Annotated in this window: 13 protein-coding genes and 1 pseudogene; 7 read left to right on the top strand and 7 right to left on the bottom strand. The window is 71.6% G+C overall.

The annotated features are described in order from the left end of the window. Nucleotides 1-662 precede the first annotated feature (662 nt). Nucleotides 663-1175, top strand: coding sequence for a GNAT family N-acetyltransferase (locus tag BU198_RS24235; RefSeq protein WP_188298061.1), 513 nt, complete (start codon nucleotides 663-665; stop codon nucleotides 1173-1175). 234 nt (nucleotides 1176-1409) lie between these two features. Here the strand turns inward: BU198_RS24235 and BU198_RS24230 are convergent. After that, nucleotides 1410-1901 (bottom strand): annotated as a pseudogene (locus tag BU198_RS24230) (linear amide C-N hydrolase); the annotation flags it as partial. A gap of 480 nt (nucleotides 1902-2381) precedes the next feature. Here BU198_RS24230 and BU198_RS24225 point away from each other — a divergent pair. Beyond that, nucleotides 2382-2870, top strand: a complete 489-nt coding sequence (locus BU198_RS24225) for an SMI1/KNR4 family protein (protein WP_188298063.1) — start codon at nucleotides 2382-2384, stop codon at nucleotides 2868-2870. Between the two features lie 187 nt (nucleotides 2871-3057). Here BU198_RS24225 and BU198_RS24220 read toward each other — a convergent pair whose 3' ends face one another. Continuing rightward, the gene (locus tag BU198_RS24220) at nucleotides 3058-3726 is read right to left on the bottom strand and encodes a class I SAM-dependent methyltransferase (RefSeq protein WP_188298064.1); all 669 of its coding nucleotides are present in this window, start codon (nucleotides 3724-3726) and stop codon (nucleotides 3058-3060) included. 275 nt (nucleotides 3727-4001) lie between these two features. Here BU198_RS24220 and BU198_RS24215 point away from each other — a divergent pair, with 275 nt between their 5' ends. The 3 genes from BU198_RS24215 to tpx all read left to right on the top strand — a co-directional run bounded on the left by BU198_RS24215 (nucleotide 4002) and on the right by tpx (nucleotide 6109). Beyond that, on the top strand, nucleotides 4002-4421 hold the full coding sequence (locus BU198_RS24215; protein ID WP_188298065.1) for a hypothetical protein: 420 nt from the start codon (nucleotides 4002-4004) through the stop codon (nucleotides 4419-4421). A gap of 112 nt (nucleotides 4422-4533) precedes the next feature. Next, on the top strand, nucleotides 4534-5022 hold the full coding sequence (locus BU198_RS24210; RefSeq protein ID WP_188298066.1) for an isochorismatase family protein: 489 nt from the start codon (nucleotides 4534-4536) through the stop codon (nucleotides 5020-5022). Between the two features lie 586 nt (nucleotides 5023-5608). Next, nucleotides 5609-6109 carry a thiol peroxidase gene (gene tpx, locus BU198_RS24205; protein WP_188298067.1) on the top strand — a complete coding sequence of 167 codons (501 nt, stop codon included), beginning with the start codon at nucleotides 5609-5611 and terminating at the stop codon, nucleotides 6107-6109. 514 nt (nucleotides 6110-6623) lie between these two features. On the opposite strand, the gene BU198_RS24200 is transcribed toward tpx, so the two are convergent. The 5 genes from BU198_RS24200 to BU198_RS24180 all read right to left on the bottom strand — a co-directional run bounded on the left by BU198_RS24200 (nucleotide 6624) and on the right by BU198_RS24180 (nucleotide 11833). After that, complete coding sequence (locus tag BU198_RS24200; protein ID WP_188298068.1) at nucleotides 6624-7268, bottom strand: hypothetical protein; 645 nt, start codon at nucleotides 7266-7268, stop codon at nucleotides 6624-6626. Nucleotides 7269-8201: 933 nt separating this feature from the next. Further along, nucleotides 8202-8690, bottom strand: coding sequence for a tyrosine protein phosphatase (locus BU198_RS24195; RefSeq protein WP_188298069.1), 489 nt, complete (start codon nucleotides 8688-8690; stop codon nucleotides 8202-8204). Nucleotides 8691-9799: 1109 nt separating this feature from the next. Further along, entirely contained in the window at nucleotides 9800-10555 is a 756-nt protein-coding gene (locus tag BU198_RS24190) for an SDR family NAD(P)-dependent oxidoreductase (RefSeq protein ID WP_188298070.1), read from the bottom strand. Continuing rightward, nucleotides 10552-11538, bottom strand: a complete 987-nt coding sequence (locus BU198_RS24185) for a 3-oxoacyl-ACP synthase III family protein (protein ID WP_188298071.1) — start codon at nucleotides 11536-11538, stop codon at nucleotides 10552-10554. The genes BU198_RS24190 and BU198_RS24185 overlap by 4 nt, the downstream gene beginning before the upstream one ends. Nucleotides 11539-11572: 34 nt before the next feature. Further along, the gene (locus BU198_RS24180) at nucleotides 11573-11833 is read right to left on the bottom strand and encodes a hypothetical protein (protein WP_188298072.1); all 261 of its coding nucleotides are present in this window, start codon (nucleotides 11831-11833) and stop codon (nucleotides 11573-11575) included. A gap of 1606 nt (nucleotides 11834-13439) precedes the next feature. Between BU198_RS24180 and BU198_RS24175 the strand changes: the two genes are divergently transcribed. Beyond that, nucleotides 13440-14333, top strand: coding sequence for a class I SAM-dependent methyltransferase (locus tag BU198_RS24175; protein WP_188298073.1), 894 nt, complete (start codon nucleotides 13440-13442; stop codon nucleotides 14331-14333). A 44-nt stretch (nucleotides 14334-14377) separates the two neighbouring features. Continuing rightward, nucleotides 14378-16336: a flavin-containing monooxygenase gene (locus tag BU198_RS24170; protein ID WP_188298971.1), complete on the top strand. Its 1959-nt coding sequence runs from the start codon at nucleotides 14378-14380 to the stop codon at nucleotides 16334-16336. The last annotated feature ends 150 nt before the right edge of the window (nucleotides 16337-16486 follow it).

The following is a 16486-nucleotide window of genomic DNA, read 5'->3' as shown; positions in this document are numbered from 1 at the left end:
ACCGACCCGCCCCGACCGCATGCCCGGCGGTCTGCCGGCCGGCATGCGGTCGGGGCGGGTCGGTGCCCGGTGGCCCCCCGGCCTGCGGCCGGACCGGCCGCTGGTCCGGTCACCGGCGGCCCGCGGCCGGTACGGCCCGTCGCCGCCGGCCCCGGTCGTCACACCGCCCGCGAGCAGACGGGCCGCCACCCGGACGAGGCCCTGCCCGCGCCCGGAAAAGCGCTCGTCGCGGCGCGCGGGCACCGGCACCGCACCGGACAGGAGCCGCGAGGCCCGGGGACCTCGGCAGCCCGGGGGCTTCAGCGGCCCGCAGGGACGTCGGATCCGGTGCGGGCCGGCCCGGCCGCCTCGGGGCGCCGCTGCTCCCCGCAGCGAAGACGCCCGGGGATCCGAACACGAAAACGCGCGTGCGCACGTCGGAGAGCCTCCTGTACGGTGGCCTCCGTTCGTGTCCGACCAGGAGTTGGAGAAGCAGGGGAGGTGAGGTCGATGACCGTACCCAGGGCCACCGTGCGCAGCGTCCGGGTCTGCCTCGCGTCCCGGGCCGTGGCCTGACTTCGCCCTGCCCTGCCCTGCCCTGCCCTGCCCTGCCCTGCCCTGCCGGGAGCGTGAGCTCGCGGGGCGCCCACACGAACACCGTCCTGAACGGATCTTCATCCAGCATGAGCACCACCTGGACCACGCGCGCCGAGACCCGCGCCGACATTCCCGCCATCCGTGACATCAACCTCGCCGCCTTCGGTACCGAGGCGGAGGCCGATCTCGTCGACGCCCTGCGCGCCGACGCGGACGCATGGATCGACGGCCTCTCCCTCGTCGCGGCAGACGGGAACGGCGCCATCGCCGGCCACGCCCTGCTGACCCGCTGCCACATCGGCGACACCCCGGCGCTGTGCCTGGCACCGTGCGCCGTCAGGCCCGGGCAGCAGAGGAGCGGCGCCGGCTCCGCCGTCATCCGCGCCGCACTCAAGGCGGCCAAGGACACGGGCGAGCACCACGTCGTCGTCCTGGGACACCCGGCCTACTACCCCCGGTTCGGCTTCACCCGTGCCGGCGTCCACGGCATCGGACTGAGCATCGACGTCCCGGACGAGGCCCTGATGGCCCTCACCCTCGACGCCGGCCACCCGCTGCCCGGCGGAACCGTCCGCTACGCCGCACCGTTCGGCATCTGACCCGCCCCGCGGTGCGGGGCGCACGGCCGCGCCCCGCACCGCGGCCGCCGGCTGCGGTGCCCGCTGTGTCTCCTGTGGAGAGCGCCGCCCTCAAGGCCGTGCGCTCCCGGAGTCACCGGGCGCCGCCGCCGAACCGGGCGGCCCGCACCACGCGGACACCGCCCTCCCCGGGCCTACCGGGCCTCCCCGGGCCTGCCGGGGCCTGCCGGGTCGGCCCGGGTGCCGGGGCGGGCGTCACACCGCTGTGAACCGGCCGCTCACGTTGCCGACCCGGTCGGGCTCGGCCACCGGGTCGAGCCTGCGCTCCGGGCCGCCCGCCGCGAAGTCCAGCTGCGACAGCTCGGTCCACACCACGTTCGGGCTCGTGGTGGACTCGAAGAAGTACCGCCGCTCGGTCAGGTCGGCGACGGTGCGCCGGCGGGTGGTCGAGATGTTCGGCCGGTACTCGTCCGCCGTGCCGAACGGGGCCGAGGCGTCACGGATCACGCTGAACGCGTACGCCGTGGCCTCGCGCGCGTCCGAGGTGTCCGGAAGCCGTACGCAGTAGTACGCGGCGCGGGCGAAACGGTCCGGCGAGTCGACGCCTCCGGGCAGCGGCTGGTCGCCGCCGTGCGCCGGGTACCGCTGCTGCGGCTCCAACTGCTCGTCGTACACGGGCGAGTTCGCCATCACCGTGTACTGGGGACCGTGGTGCACACAGGTCCTGCCGTCGAGGAACTCCACGACGGCCGAGTCACCGCCCGGGTGAAAGCGCCGGGGTCACCGGGGTCGTGCGGGATGCTCTCGCGGGTCACACCGCGCGGACGCACCGCCAGAACCGTCCCGGTGTCCTGGTACCAGTCCATGCTCCGGCCCACCAGCAGGTTGCCCCGGCCGGGACTGCCCAGCGACGACCACAGGAATCGTGTGCACATGCCCCACAGCCTGATCGCCCCGCCACGAACCGGCCCCCGGACACCCGCCGGCTCACCCGTTCGGCCCGCGCGACACTCCCCGCAACCCCCACAATCCCAACACCCCGCAGCCCGCAGCCCGCTCCACGCACCACCGGGACCGCAGACGCCCCGGCACCGCGGTCCGGGTGTTCCCGGCACGGCGCACCGCAGCCACCCCGGCAACGCGTTCCGAAGCCGCCTCGTCCGGGCTCGTCCGGGCTCGTCCCGGTCCTGTGCGGGTACTGACAGCGGCGGCTGATACCACTGCCGCATGACCGACGACGAGATCATCGACCGGATCCGTGGACAGGCCCGGCCCGCACCGCTGCCGCCGCCCGCCCCGCCGCAGGCCGTCGCCGATCTGGAAGCCGCGGTGGGGCACCCCATGCCCGCGTTGCTCAGACGGATCTACCTCGACGTCGCAAACGGCGGGTTCGGACGGTGGGACAGCGCCCTGTCCCTCACCGAGGACGGGGACGAACCGCCCGTGCTGGAGGCGTACCTCGCCTGGCGCGAGGGATACGGCCAGGACTACCCGACGCCGGTGGTGCCGCTGCTGACCTGGGGCTGCGCGATCTGGTCACTCGTCGACTTCAGCACCCCCGAGGGACGGATGTGGGGCTGGGACCCGCACGGCGCGTGCGCGCGCCATCGCCTCTTTCCCGAACGGTTCACCCTGGCCGAGCGCCTCACCGGCTGGCTCGACGGCCGGGAGGACTTCCCGCAGCCGCCCGTCCCCACCGACTGCCCGCACTGCTGACCCAACACCCCTGCCGCCATGCCGCAACCACCGCCCGGCGCCACGCCCGTCCGGGTCGAGGCAGCCGAGACAGCCGAACCCGCCCGGACACCGAAGACCGGCTTCGGCGCACCCCCGCCCGCACGACACGACAGGACCGCCCCGGACACCCGGCAGGCACGACAAGGCCCGCCCCGCCCGGCACCCCTCAGACACGGGCGATCAGCGCGTACCGCTCGTCATCGACCGGGCCGCCCCACAGATCCGCGTCCGCACTCAGCGGCTCGATCCGCACACCCGCGACAAGCGGCAGCACCGCGTGCGCCAGGTCCTCGGCGCCCACCCCGCCCATCCACGGCAGCACCAACTGCCGCGCCCCGTCGGCATACGGCACACCGCTGCTCCCGCCCCACCGGCCCTCGACCAGCACCAGCCGGCCGCCGGGCCGAAGCCCGGCCACCCACTGCCGCAACGCGGCCACAGGGTCAGGCAGCGTCCACACCAGGTGCCGCGACAACACGACGTCGAACGCCTGCCCGCCGGTCGGCGGCGCCGCGGCGTCACCCACCAGGAAACGGCCCGGCACACCCGCGGCCGCCAGCTTCCCCTGCGCCTGACGGACCATCCCCGGCGACAGGTCCACACCCGTCACCCGATGCCCGGCCTGCGCCAGGAGCAGGGACAGCGAACCGGTCCCGCACCCGGCATCCAGAACATCGAGACCGCCGCCCACCGGACCCGCCGGCACCCACCCCCGAAGCCGCCGCGCCCACGCCGCACGCGTCGGCCCGGCCCTCAGCCCGTGATCGGGCCCGTCGTCGAAGGACGACGCGACCGCATCCCAGTACGCGGCGATGACATCGCCATGGGCACCCATGGCCGGCATCCTCCCAGCCACCACCGACACACCACCACCCCCGGCCCCGTCACCTCGACCCCCACACCCGGACCGGGCCGGCGTGGGCATGGGCCCGGCCGGCACCGGACACACCACCGCCCCCGCTGCCGTCACCTCGACTCCCCCACGCCCGGACCCGCCGCACTGCCCGCGCCCGGCCCGAACCGTCCCCCGCCACACCCGGCAGCCCGGCCGTGCGCCGCCACCACACCCGGGCCCACCGCCGTCGCCGCGGGCCCCCTACAGTGCAGCGCATGACGCACGCCCTTCCCCCCGACGTGGCCGGCATGCTCGACGCCCTGCTCCACGCCGACGACCCGGACCACCAGGCGCTGCGCGCACAACTGCCCCACCTGCGCATACAGGAACGCTGCGGCTGCGGATGCGGCACGGCCTCCCTCGAACTCGAACCGGACACCACCACCACGGTCACCGCCACCGCCACCGCCACGGCGCCGGCGGGCCCGGCAAAGGCCGTCATCGCGGCCGAAGCGGAACTGACCGGCCAGGACGGCCAGTGCGCAGGCGGGGTCCTGCTCTTCACCCACGGCGGCCGCCTGTCCCTGCTGGAGGTCTACTCCTGGACCGACGACAAGGTGACACTCGCCCAGGCCCGGCAGATGCTGCCCCGCCCCGCACCCGCCGACGACCACACACCCCGCTCCCCCGACTGACGCACACTGCCCGGGCCGGCCCCGGCGCCGCCCGCACCACCGGCCACACACCGTGCGGCACACCGGCCACCCGCGTCCCCCGGTACACCGCACGGCCCTACGATCGTCCGTCATGGCCTCCGCACTGATCCTCATCGACCTGATGCCACGCATCATCGCCCTCCCCCTCGCCCCGCACACCGGCGGCCAAGTACTCGCGCGCTGCCGCGCGTTGGCCGAAGCGTTCCGGGCCGGCGGCCGGCCGGTGGTGCAGGTCCGGGTGGAACGCCCGAACGTCGCCGAGCAGCCGCCCGGCAGCGACTTCGCCGACGGCCTCGTCCACGACGGCGACACCATCGTGGTCAAACACACCATCGGCGCGTTCCACGACACCGGCCTCGACGCGCAGTTGCGCACACTGGGCGCGGACACCCTGGTCATCGCCGGACTGGTCACCACGATGGGCGTCGAGTCCACCGCACGGGCCGCCGCCGACCACGGCTACCGACTGGAGTTCGTCACCGACGCGATGTCCGCACCGACCGCGGACGAACACGACTTCACCATCGAACGGATCTTCCCCCGCTTCGGCGAGGTACGGAATACCGCCGACTACACCTGACACCCACCCGGCGAACCGGCCCCGACAGGTACCGACCCGACACGGGACACCACAACGGTCCCTGCACGACCCCCCCTTGGGGGAATCGTGACCGCGAGGCCGGACACGTCCATGACGCCGATCACCCGGCTCACCGGAACGCCACGAGAGCGCCGACACCACCGGCTGAACACCGGAACAACGGGGCCCGCCCACAACCGGACCCCGCACACCCCACCGCCGAGACCCGCACAACCCGCTCCCGGCACACCACCGGAACGACAGCCCGCGACCGCACCGCACAACCGGCCCCCACACCCCGACAGACAACGGACACGACAGACCCACAGACGGGCGAGCGGACGCTCCGGCCCACCGGCCGGTGGGCGCGCCGGGCCCGCGGTCCGGCGGTCCGGCGGTCCGTGCAGCGGCGGCACAGGAAGAACCCGCCCCGCCCCACCCCGGGACCCGTCCCCCGGAGCCCGTCCCCCGAGGCCGTCCCGGGGCCCCGTCCCCCCGGGGGTGCGGCCCGCGGCGGGGACGGGACGGGAGCGGGCAGTAGGATCGGCGGCGTTGCATCCCGTACACCGCCGCTAGGAGGCTTTTCATGGCTCAGGTCACGCTGAAGGGGAACCCGGTGCAGGTCGGTGGCGCGCTGCCCACCGCCGGCAGCCAGGCGCCGGCGTTCACGCTCGTCGGCGAAGGACTCGCGGACGTGTCCCTGAAGGACTTCGCGGGCAAGCGCAAGGTCCTGAACATCTTCCCCAGCATCGACACCCCGACCTGCGCGACCTCGGTGCGCACCTTCAACACCCAGGCCGGCTCCCTCGACAACACCGTGGTGCTGTGCGTGTCCGCCGACCTGCCGTTCGCCCAGGCCCGGTTCTGCGGATCCGAGGGCCTGGAGAACGTCAAGACCCTCTCCACCCTGCGCGGCCGGGACTTCCACGACACCTACGGCGTGGCGATCGCCGACGGCCCGCTGGCCGGCCTGACCGCCCGCGCCGTCGTCGTCCTCGACGAGAACGACACCGTCCTGCACACCGAACTCGTCGCCGAGATCGCCGACGAGCCGAACTACGAGGCCGCACTCGCCGTCCTCAACTGACCCACCCGGCACCACCCCTGACCGGTGCCACCCCGTGTTCCCACGACGGCCCGCCCCTGCCACGATCCCCTTCCGAGGACACGGCCCAGGAGGCGGGCCGCCGCACACCCAGACCAGCCCGACGCACCCCGGACGGCCGCACCACCCCCGGAGGAAGACCCGCCCCCGGAGGAAGACCCGCCACCACCAGGACGACCATCCCCACGGACCGTCCACCCACCGACGTCCACAGGCCCGTACGGCGAACCCGCCCACCACCATGCCACCCGCCACCTGCCACCCACCGGCGTGACCACCGCAACACCACGCGCGGGACGCACACCCCGTACAACGGCCGAAGCCCCACACCACGCGACCGTGGAAGGCAAACAGCACCCGCAGCCGCGGCTGCGCGGCCTCGACCAGGTCACGGTCCACATACGGCGCCGGCCTGCGCCGGCAGGACTCCCCCCACGCACCCGAGCGCCCTCCCGCGCTCGTGAGCGCGAGAGCCGGCCGCCCGTGCCAATGCCTGCTACACGCCCCGCAGCGCGGGCCAGTACCCCTGCGTGGTGACAGGGGCGACATCGTACTTGAGGGTGTCGCCACTGGAATCGGTCTTCAAAGCCCTGCCGCCCTTGAAGAACCAGAAACCCCCGCCGGCCGCCGTGGCAGCATCGACACCGTCCTCGAACCCGGTCCCCCGCAGAGCAGGCCAGTACCCCTGCGCAGTGATGCTGTCAGGGTTGAACTTGAGAGTGTCGCCACTGGAATCGGTCTTCAAAGCCTTGCCACCCTTGAAGAACCAGAAACCCCCGCCGGCCTCAAGGACAGCGTCGACCCCGTCCTCGAACCCGGTCCCCCGCAGCGCGGGCCAGTACCCCTTCGTGGTGACAGGGGCGACTTCGTACTTGAGGGTGTCGCCACTGGAATCGGTCTTCAAAGCCCTGCCGCCCTTGAAGAACCAGAAACCCCCACCGGCCGCCGTGGCAGCATCGACACCGTCCTCGAACCCGGTCCCCCGCAGAGCAGGCCAGTACCCCTGCGCAGTGATGCTGTCAGGGTTGAACTTGAGAGTGTCGCCACTGGAATCGGTCTTCAGAGCCTTGCCACCCTTGAAGAACCAGAAACCCCCGCCGGCCTCAAGAGCAGCGTCGACCCCGTCTTCGAACTTTCCCATACCGCGCCTCACTTCTCCCGGTGCAACCCATAGTGCGCCCGATGGATCCCCGGTACACAACAGCAGAGGCCGCGACAAAACAGCAGCCCCCGGCTACGGCACCCGGCCGATTCCACCGGCCTGAAGCACATGGGCGGATGAGTGTTGAATACAGCCGGACCGGCCGCGGCAACACGATTCCACGCCCATCAGGCCGCCCCGCCAAGGACACGCCATGGATCGAGTACCAACTTTCACGGGAAGTGCCACCCCACGCCCAGGGGATGCCGCACACCGGCAATCACCACATCACCCAGGACCCGGACTCCCCGCCCCAGGACACGGCGCCCAGACCCCGGCGACCGGGCCGGCGACCGCTGGTTCGGCAGCAACCGCAAACGGCCACGCTCCCCCGGACTCACCAGATGAGGCGCCCGGCACGTGACCGCGGTTCGGCAACAACCCCACCAAGGGCATCCGCTCCCCGAACAGGCCGAACGGCAGGGCATTCGGCCCTCGACCGGCCGGTTCCCGCAGTGACCGACGAGACGTGCCCGACGCGCCCGCGGTCCTCCCGCCCCATCCCCAGACGCCCGCCTCCCGCCCCCGCACACCGGTCACTGCCGCGCCTGCGCCCCCATACCGCCCGCACACCTCCCACAGCGGCACGCCACAGGCCCGACACCGCGCACACCCTCCCCCGAACGACCCTCACCCGCTCCTGCCCCGGCCCGGCCCGGCATGTCCGTTCCCTCCCCGCCATGCTGACGCAACGCCAGGACCGGAGGCTCCCGCAACCACCCGACACCGACCACCAAGGCGATGCACCCGGCCACCCCACCCCGGCCACCCCACCCCGGCCACCGCCCTCGCAGGACCCGCCCCTGCCCGCAACCGCGATGCCACCGAAAGCCATGCCGCCCGGAACACCCCGCGCAATCCGGCATACCGGCATCACACGTATGCGAGCAGCTTCATCGTCCACTCCCGCTGCTCGGCCGTGTCCGGGACGGCGAGCCCGCGAGCGCGCTCGATCCGCTCCCAGGCGATGCCGGGATCGATGCCGTTGAGGATCAGGAGCGATGCGGCGAGCAGGGACGAGCGTCCGATGCCGGCCCGGCAGTGGGTGACGACGTGTGCGCCGTCGCGCAGCTGCCCCGCGAGCCCGCGAAGGACGGGCAGGACCGTGGCAAGGTCGGGAACCGTGCGGTCGGGGACGGGAATCGCGACGAACCGCAACCCGGCGGCGAGAGCCTGCCGGGGCTCGTCCACGAGACCGAGTTCGCCGGCTTCGGGACCGGTCAGCGCACTGACCAGGATGTCGACACCGTGGCCGCCCAGCGCGGCCATCTCGTCTTCGAGCCAGTCGAAACCACGAGGTCTGGCCATGGTGCTCAGCCGCCCCGGACCGGGGACGTCAACAGTGAAAAAGCCGGGTCGCATGTCAGCAGCACTTCCGGTCGATGGAATCAGACGGTGTCCGGACAACAGGGACAGAGGCCCGCCGGGCCCGGCACAAAACCCGCCCAAGCCCGGGACAGGGGGACGGCCGCCTCACACAAAACGCCGGAGAACCCGGCCGAGAACACCCTGACCGCCCACGGCGGCGGCACGTTCCTCCCCCGTGGCCACCAAGCCCACGAACACGCGCCGCAATCCGGCCCCGGACACGGCCAGCGGGCCTTCACAGAACCCCCGAGAGTGCACAAGCCGCAGCAGACGCACGCCATCCCGCACCGGCACCGCCCCAAGAACAGGCAGGAACACAACCCCCACCGGGATCGTAATACCATCCCGGTCCGCCACCGGCCACACCCCCGAAAACAACGACACCACAGGCGAAAACACCCGCACCACCGCCCCACCGACCCACCCCGCCGACCCACCCCGCCGACCCGCCCCGCGAAGACACCACAGCCCCGGACGGCGAACAACACACCGACACCCCACCCCCACCGCAACCGATGCGGCAGCCGGTGCGACGGCCCGCACGGAGACCGGTACGACGGCCCGTACGGAGACCGGTACAGCGACCGGTACGAGGGCCCGTACGGCAGCCCGTACGGTTCCACCACTCCACCGGCGACGACACCGCGCCGGACCACCGGCCGGCGACGACCCGGCCGCCGCCCTCCCGCGCGCCACCGCATCCGCCCCCCGCCCGGGAACCGGCCACGGCCCGGGACGTACACCCCCCGACCACACCCGCACCGGCCACACCCCCACGCGAAACCCCACCTGCGCGCCCACCCGCCCCCAGGCCGCCAACCGGCAACCGGCAACCACCACCGGCCACCGGCACCACCCTCACCCGGCCCCGGACGGCCTCGTGATCACACCACCGCCCGGACACCGGCACCCCCCGGGGGCGCGGAACACGGAAATGCCCCTTCCTCGTCCCGCCGGCACACGCCGGAACGAAGAAGGGGCACACCGGGGACAACCCGCGGACCGCGAACCCCACGGACCGGCGGACCGCACCGCACCGGCCGGCACCCGACCCCTGGCCGTGGCCGGGGCCGGGCCTTGGGACAGGCCGGGGGCCGGGCCGGTCAGGTGATGGAGGCGCCGGAGTCGATGCTGATGACCTGCCCCGTCATGCAGTCCTGGTCGAGGAACAGACCGATCGAACGGGCGACCTCACGCGGGGTCACGAACCGCGGCACCGGGACCTTCTCCCGCATCCCCGCCACCACATGCTCCGGCAGCGTGTCCGTCATCCCCGTGATCATGAACCCCGGCGACAGGGCGTTGACCGTCACCCCCCGCCGCCCGCACTCCGCCGCCAGCGTACGGGTCAGCCCGATCAGCCCCGCCTTGGACGCCGAGTACGCGGTCTGCCCCGCCGTGGCGATCAACGCGGACGGCGACACGACGTTCACCACCCGACCCCACCGCGCACGCAGCATCGCCGGCACACACACCCGCGCCGTGTGGAAGGAACCCACCAGGTTCGTGTCGATCACCTCCCGCCACTGCACCGGATCCTGCATCGCCATCAGCGAATCCCGGCGGATCGCCCCGTTGTTGACGAGCACGTCCACCGGCCCCAGCGCCGCCTCCACCTGCCCGTACATCTGCGTCACCGCATCCCAGTGCGCGACCGAGCCCGTGACCAGCACATGCTCGTTCACCAACCGGGCGGCGACCTTCTCCGCACCCTCACGGGAACTGTTGTAGTGCACCGCGACCCGGCAGCCCGCCGCGTCCAACGCCAGCGCCAGCTCACCGCCCAGCCCCCCGGACGCGCCCGTCACCAGCGCCACCGGCGCCTGCGGACGCACCCCGAACACGCCCCTGGCGCTCACCGGCCCGCACCTCCCCACGTCAGCAGCACCGAACCCCACGTCATCCCCGCACCGAACCCGGCCAGCAACACCGTGTCACCGTCCCTGATCCGCCCCGCGTCCAACGCCTCCGCCAACGCGATCGGGATCGACCCCGACGCCGTGTTGCCGTACCGCTCCAGATTCGTCACCAGCCGGTCCGCCGGAATACCCGTATGCGACAGCACCGAGTTGATGATCCGGATGTTCGCCTGATGCGGCACCACATGATCCACCTCCGCCGGCGTGATCTTCGCCTGCTCCAGCGTCTCGCGGATCGTACGCACCGTGTACCGCACCGCGTTCAGATAGATCTCGTTACCGTTGATCTGCGCGTAATGCAGACCCGCCGCGACGGTCTCCGCAGTCGTCGGCATCCGCGCACCCCCCGCCAGGACCTTCAGACTGTCCTTGCACGAGCCGTCCGCACCCAGGTTCCACGCCCGCACCCGCTCCACCGCACCCGGCACCAGGACCACCGCACCCGCCCCGTCCCCCACCAGGATCGACAGATCCCGGTCCGCCGGATTCGCGGTCAGCGTATGCGTGTCCGAACCGATCACCAGGATCGGACGCGGATCCATCCGCAACAGACCCACCGCCGTCACCAGCGCATACACGAACCCCGCACACTCCGAGTTCACATCATGCGCACTGCCCGCGATCCCCAGCCCGTCATGCACGAACGCCGACGTCGCCGGCGAAGGCTGCTCCGGAGTCGCCGTCGCCACGATCAGATGCGCGATATCCGCACCCGACAGACCCGCACGCTCCAACGCCCGACGCCCCGCCTCAACCGCCATCGACGCCGTGGTCTGCCCCACACCCACCGCCCGACGCTCACGGATCCCGCACCGCGACACGATCCAGTGCTCATCCACACCGAAACGCTCCGCGAGCTCCGCACTCGTCACCACCCGCTCGGGCACCGACATCCCCCAACCGGCGACATCGAAACCACTCATCACCCCACCCCTCTCCCCGACCCCCACCCCCCTCTCAGCGACCCGCCGACGGCACCAACGCCAGGATCCGCTCGTGCACCACCCGCAACGTCGTCGTGTCGTCGATGTCCGCGAACAACGACTCGTCCGCCGGAATGTGCGGATAGTCGTTCTGGAACCCGTACAACCACTCCATCAGATCCAGCGAATCCACATCCGCGATGTGCTGCAACGCCGCGTCCGCATCAATCTCCCGCGCACCCGACACCGCCTGAAGCTGCTCCGCCAGGTCCTCGATCGTGGGAATCCGAGACATCAGTGATCGTTCCTCTCCACGCCCACCTCCGTGAGCGCCGTCAACGCGCCGAAAGAACAGGTCAGGACGAACCCCCCAACACCCACACCCACCCAGCCCACCAACCGGCCAAACCGACCGGCGGGCCGACCAGGCCAACCGGCCAAGCCGACCGGCCAAGCCGGCCCGCGGGCCGACCAGGCCAAGCCGACCGGCGAACCGGCGAAGCCAACCGGCCCGCGGGCCGACCGGCCAAGCCGGCCGGGCCCACCGGCCGGCGAAGCCGACCCGGCAGGGACTGAACCACCGACAACCGGCAGAAACCGGCCAGCAGACGTTCAGGCGAGCAGGCGTTCAGGCGGACGAGTGCACGTCCTGGCAACACCCCGGGAACAACCAGGCACCCCGCACCCCGGGAACAACGGACAACACCACCCGGGAACCGAAGCACCCCCCGGGAAGGCCGTGGGGGCCGCGTGTCTTGCCGAAACCGCATGAAACCCGCCCCCACGCAACCAGCCCGCAACCCGCAACCCCCACACCCCCTTGCGGACCGCTTGCGAGACACACGCTTACCTGACCCCACAACACACCGCACCCGCCCGCACACCACCCCCACCCCGGCCCCGGCCCGCACAACCCACGCAACAACCCGCACCACCAGCCACCACCAAGCCACACCGGACACCCAACCCGGCACGGCACACACCAACGGAACGGGACGGCACGGGCCACGCCAACGCAGCGGCCCCGCAAGGCCGTTCACGCCGGACAGCATCCGCCGGGCAGCCAGCCCGGACCGGCAAGCCCAGGGCCACCGGCGGCCAGGCCGTCCACCCCGAACAGCACCACGCACCAACACGGCATCTCCGCAAAGCCGTTCGCTCCAGGACGGAAAGCCGCCGGGCATCCAGCCCGGCACAGCCCGGAGAAGGGAAGCTTCAACGGCCCTGGCCGCCCACACCACACGGCAACCCGCCGAGCACCCCGCCCGCCGGCACAGACCGCCCGACCGCACCACCCGGCACCACCCGCGGCTTCAGGCCACACCGGGCACCCAACCCGACACCGCACGGCAGGCGCACGCCAACGCAGCGTCCCCGCAAGGCCGTTCACACCGCGACGGGCACCCAGCCCGGACCGGCAAGCCCAGGGCCACCGGCGGCCAGGCCGTCCACCCCGAACAGCACCACGCACCAACACGGCACCTCTGCAAAGCCGTTCGCTCCAGGACGGAAAGCCGCCGGGCATCCAGCCCGGCACAGCCCGGAAAAGGGAAGCTTCAACGGCCCTGGCCGCCCACACCACACGGCACCCGCCGAGCACCCCGCCCGCCGGCACAGACAACCCGACCGCACCACCCGGCACCACCCGCGGCTTCAGGCCACACCGAGCACCCAACCCGGCACGGCACGGCAGGCACACGCCAACGCAGCATCCCCGCAAGGCCGTTCACACCGCGACGGGCACCCGCCACCCACACGGCGGCGGCCAGGCCCGACCCACAGCCCGGCCCGGACACCGCGCCACCCGCGGCTTCAGACCCGCCGCGATACGGGCCGCACCGGCACACAGCCCGCAGCCCGACCCACACCGTCCACCACCATCAACCGAGGGGCCCCATCCCATGACCACCGTCGAAGCCCGCTCCATCAACCCCGACGTCGAGGCCATCCGCCACCACTACGAGGTCCCCAACGAGCTCTACCGGCTCATCCTGGGCCCCACCATGATGTACTCCGGCGGCTACTGGGAGGACGGCGAAGACCTCGTCACCGTCCTCGACGAAGCCCAGGAACGCAAACTCGACGCCTTCACCGACCTCGCCCGCGCCGCCCACACCGACACCGTCCTGGACATCGGCTGCGGCTGGGGCACCATGCTCAACCGCCTCACCACCGTCCACGGCGTCAAAAAAGCCGTCGGCGTCACCCTCTCCCGCACCCAGGCCGACTTCGTCGACGCCCTCAACAACCCCGCCATCGAAGCCCGCGTCGAAAGCTGGGAAGACCACCGCCTCCCCGAAGGCCACGCCCCCTACGACGCCGCGTTCTGCATCAACGCCCTCGAACACTTCGTCCTCTCCTCCCTCACCCCCAAAGAGCGCACCCAGCGCTACCGCGTCTTCTTCAAGCAGGTCCACTCCCTCCTCAAGCCCGGCGCCCGCTTCGTCCTGCACACCATGACCGTCGAAAACCCCCCACTGCGCCGCCGGCTCCTCGACGACCTCAAATTCCTCCAGCGCGAAGAATTCGAAGGCTGCCACATCCCCCGCCTCCCCGAACTCGCCACCGGCCTCGACGGCCTCTTCGAAGTCACCGAAATCCGCAACGAACCCGAATCCTTCGCCCGCGCCTGCCGCGCCTGGCTCCAACTCCTCGCCACCCGCCGCGACGAAGCCGTCACCATGACCGACGAAACCACCGTCGCCCGCTTCGAGCGCTACCTCGACATCTTCGCCTACACCCTCGAAGACCACATCTTCAACAACTTCCGCGTCACCCTCACCCGCCGCGCCTGACCCCCAAGACCCACCGCGCACACCCGAAAAGAGGACACCGACGCATGACCACCACCCCCGCCCCCAACCCCACCACCACGGCCACCACCACACCGGCCACCACCACAACCCCAACGGCGGGGGTGACCCCCACCCCCCACACCAACACCACCAGTGCGAACACCACCCACACGGACACCGCAGACACCGCCACGAACACCACCCGCACGGGCACCACGGGCACGAGCACCACACACACCGACACCACCACGGGCGCGAGCACCGCGAGCGCGACGGGCACCACCACCGCCACCACCACCGGCGCGACCACCGCGGACAACACCACCACGGCCGCCACGGCCACGAACACCGCCACCACCGGCACGGGCACGGGTACCGCGGTCGCCGCGGGCACGAACACCGCGGGCACCATCACCCCGGACACCGCCACCGCCACGGGCACCGCCACGGGCACGGCCACCGCCACCGCCACGGGCACCGCGGGCGCCCGTCAGGACACCACCGCCACCACCTCAGCCGGCGACCTCGCCGTACGCCACCTCAAAGTCGCCGTCATCGGCGCCGGCATCTCCGGCCTCGGCACCGCCATCAACCTCCTCAAAGCCGGCATCGACGACTTCCTCGTCTTCGAACGCGCCGACGACATCGGCGGCACCTGGCGCGACAACACCTACCCCGGCTGCGCCTGCGACGTCCAGGCCCACCTCTACTCCTTCTCCTTCGCCCGCAACCCCGACTGGAAATCCACCTTCGCCACCCAGAACGAAGTCCACACCTACCTACGCGACTGCGCGAAGCGCTACGGCGTCGAACCCCACCTGCGCCACAACCACGAACTCCACAACGCCACCTGGGACGACACCCACCAGCACTGGAACATCCACACCACCCACGGCCACTACACCGCCCAGATCCTCGTCACCGGCACCGGCTACCTCTCCGACCCCCACACCCCCGACATCCCCGGCCTCGACACCTTCACCGGCACCGTCTTCCACTCCTCCCGCTGGCGCCACGACCACGACCTCACCGGCCGCACCACCGCCGTCATCGGCACCGGCGCCTCCGCCATCCAGTTCGTCCCCGCCATCCAACCCCACACCACCCGACTCCACCTCTACCAGCGCACACCCCCCTGGATCGCCGCCAAACCCGACAAACCCAACACCCCCCGCCACACCTGGATGCTGCGCCACCTCCCCGGCTACCAACACCTACGCCGCAACCTCAACAAACACGGCCGCGAAATCGTCGCGTTCTTCATGTCCCGCCCCACCCGCACCACCGGCATGAAGAACATGGCCGCCGGCCACCTCAAAAAATCCGTCCCCGACCCCACCCTGCGCAAACTCCTCACCCCCGACTACACCGTCGGCTGCAAACGCCTCCTCTTCTCCAACACCTGGTACCCCGCCATCCAACAACCCAACGTCGACATCATCACCGACACCATCACCCACATCGGCCCCACCCACATCACCACCGCCGACGGCACCCGACGCCACACCGACACCATCATCCTCGCCACCGGCTTCAACGCCACCGACCGCCCCATCGCCCACCTCATCCACGGACAACACGGCACCACCCTCGCCGACACCTGGAACCACCACGGCATGACCGCCCACCGCGGCACCACCATCCACGGCTTCCCCAACCTCTTCATGCTCCTCGGCCCCAACACCACCCTCGGCCACTCCTCACAAACCGTCATGATCGAAGCCCAGATCACCTACATCCTCGCCGCCATCAAAACCCTCGACACCCACCACCTCACCAGCGTCAACGTCCACCCCCACGCCCAGACCACCTACAACCACACCCTCCAGAACCGCCTCAAAAACACCGTCTGGAACACCGGCGGCTGCCACAGCTGGTACACCGACAACCACGGCAACAACCCCTCCATCTGGCCCACCTACACCTGGCGCTACCGCCAACAAACCCACACCTTCGACCTCACCAACTACCAAACCACCACCCACACCAACCACACCCCCTAACACCACCCCACCACCCCACCACCCCACCAGCCGGCCCGCCGGCACGCCGGCCCCAACACACAACACCAGGACACAACACCGGAAACGAGGCACAGCACAGGGCGAACACAACACCGGGGCACAACACCGGGAACGAGGCACAGCACAGGG

The sequence above is a fragment of the Streptomyces sp. CBMA156 genome (assembly GCF_014596515.1).
In the GTDB taxonomy this organism is placed as follows: domain Bacteria; phylum Actinomycetota; class Actinomycetes; order Streptomycetales; family Streptomycetaceae; genus Kitasatospora.
The sequence above is the reverse complement of the archived record's forward strand: the minus strand, read 5'-3'. Positions and strand labels throughout refer to the sequence as shown.

Bases quoted from the DNA above. Each gene is read 5' to 3' on its own strand.
- BU198_RS24195 (WP_188298069.1), bottom strand. From the start codon at position 8,690: ATGCGACCCGGCTTTTTCACTGTTGACGTCCCCGGTCCGGGGCGGCTG.
- BU198_RS24210 (WP_188298066.1), top strand. From the start codon at position 4,534: ATGGCCTCCGCACTGATCCTCATCGACCTGATGCCACGCATCATCGCC.
- tpx (WP_188298067.1), top strand. From the start codon at position 5,609: ATGGCTCAGGTCACGCTGAAGGGGAACCCGGTGCAGGTCGGTGGCGCG.
- BU198_RS24185 (WP_188298071.1), bottom strand. From the start codon at position 11,538: ATGAGTGGTTTCGATGTCGCCGGTTGGGGGATGTCGGTGCCCGAGCGG.
- BU198_RS24200 (WP_188298068.1), bottom strand. From the start codon at position 7,268: ATGGGAAAGTTCGAAGACGGGGTCGACGCTGCTCTTGAGGCCGGCGGG.
- BU198_RS24220 (WP_188298064.1), bottom strand. From the start codon at position 3,726: ATGGGTGCCCATGGCGATGTCATCGCCGCGTACTGGGATGCGGTCGCG.
- BU198_RS24180 (WP_188298072.1), bottom strand. From the start codon at position 11,833: ATGTCTCGGATTCCCACGATCGAGGACCTGGCGGAGCAGCTTCAGGCG.
- BU198_RS24215 (WP_188298065.1), top strand. From the start codon at position 4,002: ATGACGCACGCCCTTCCCCCCGACGTGGCCGGCATGCTCGACGCCCTG.
- BU198_RS24170 (WP_188298971.1), top strand. From the start codon at position 14,378: ATGACCACCACCCCCGCCCCCAACCCCACCACCACGGCCACCACCACA.
- BU198_RS24235 (WP_188298061.1), top strand. From the start codon at position 663: ATGAGCACCACCTGGACCACGCGCGCCGAGACCCGCGCCGACATTCCC.
- BU198_RS24175 (WP_188298073.1), top strand. From the start codon at position 13,440: ATGACCACCGTCGAAGCCCGCTCCATCAACCCCGACGTCGAGGCCATC.
- BU198_RS24225 (WP_188298063.1), top strand. From the start codon at position 2,382: ATGACCGACGACGAGATCATCGACCGGATCCGTGGACAGGCCCGGCCC.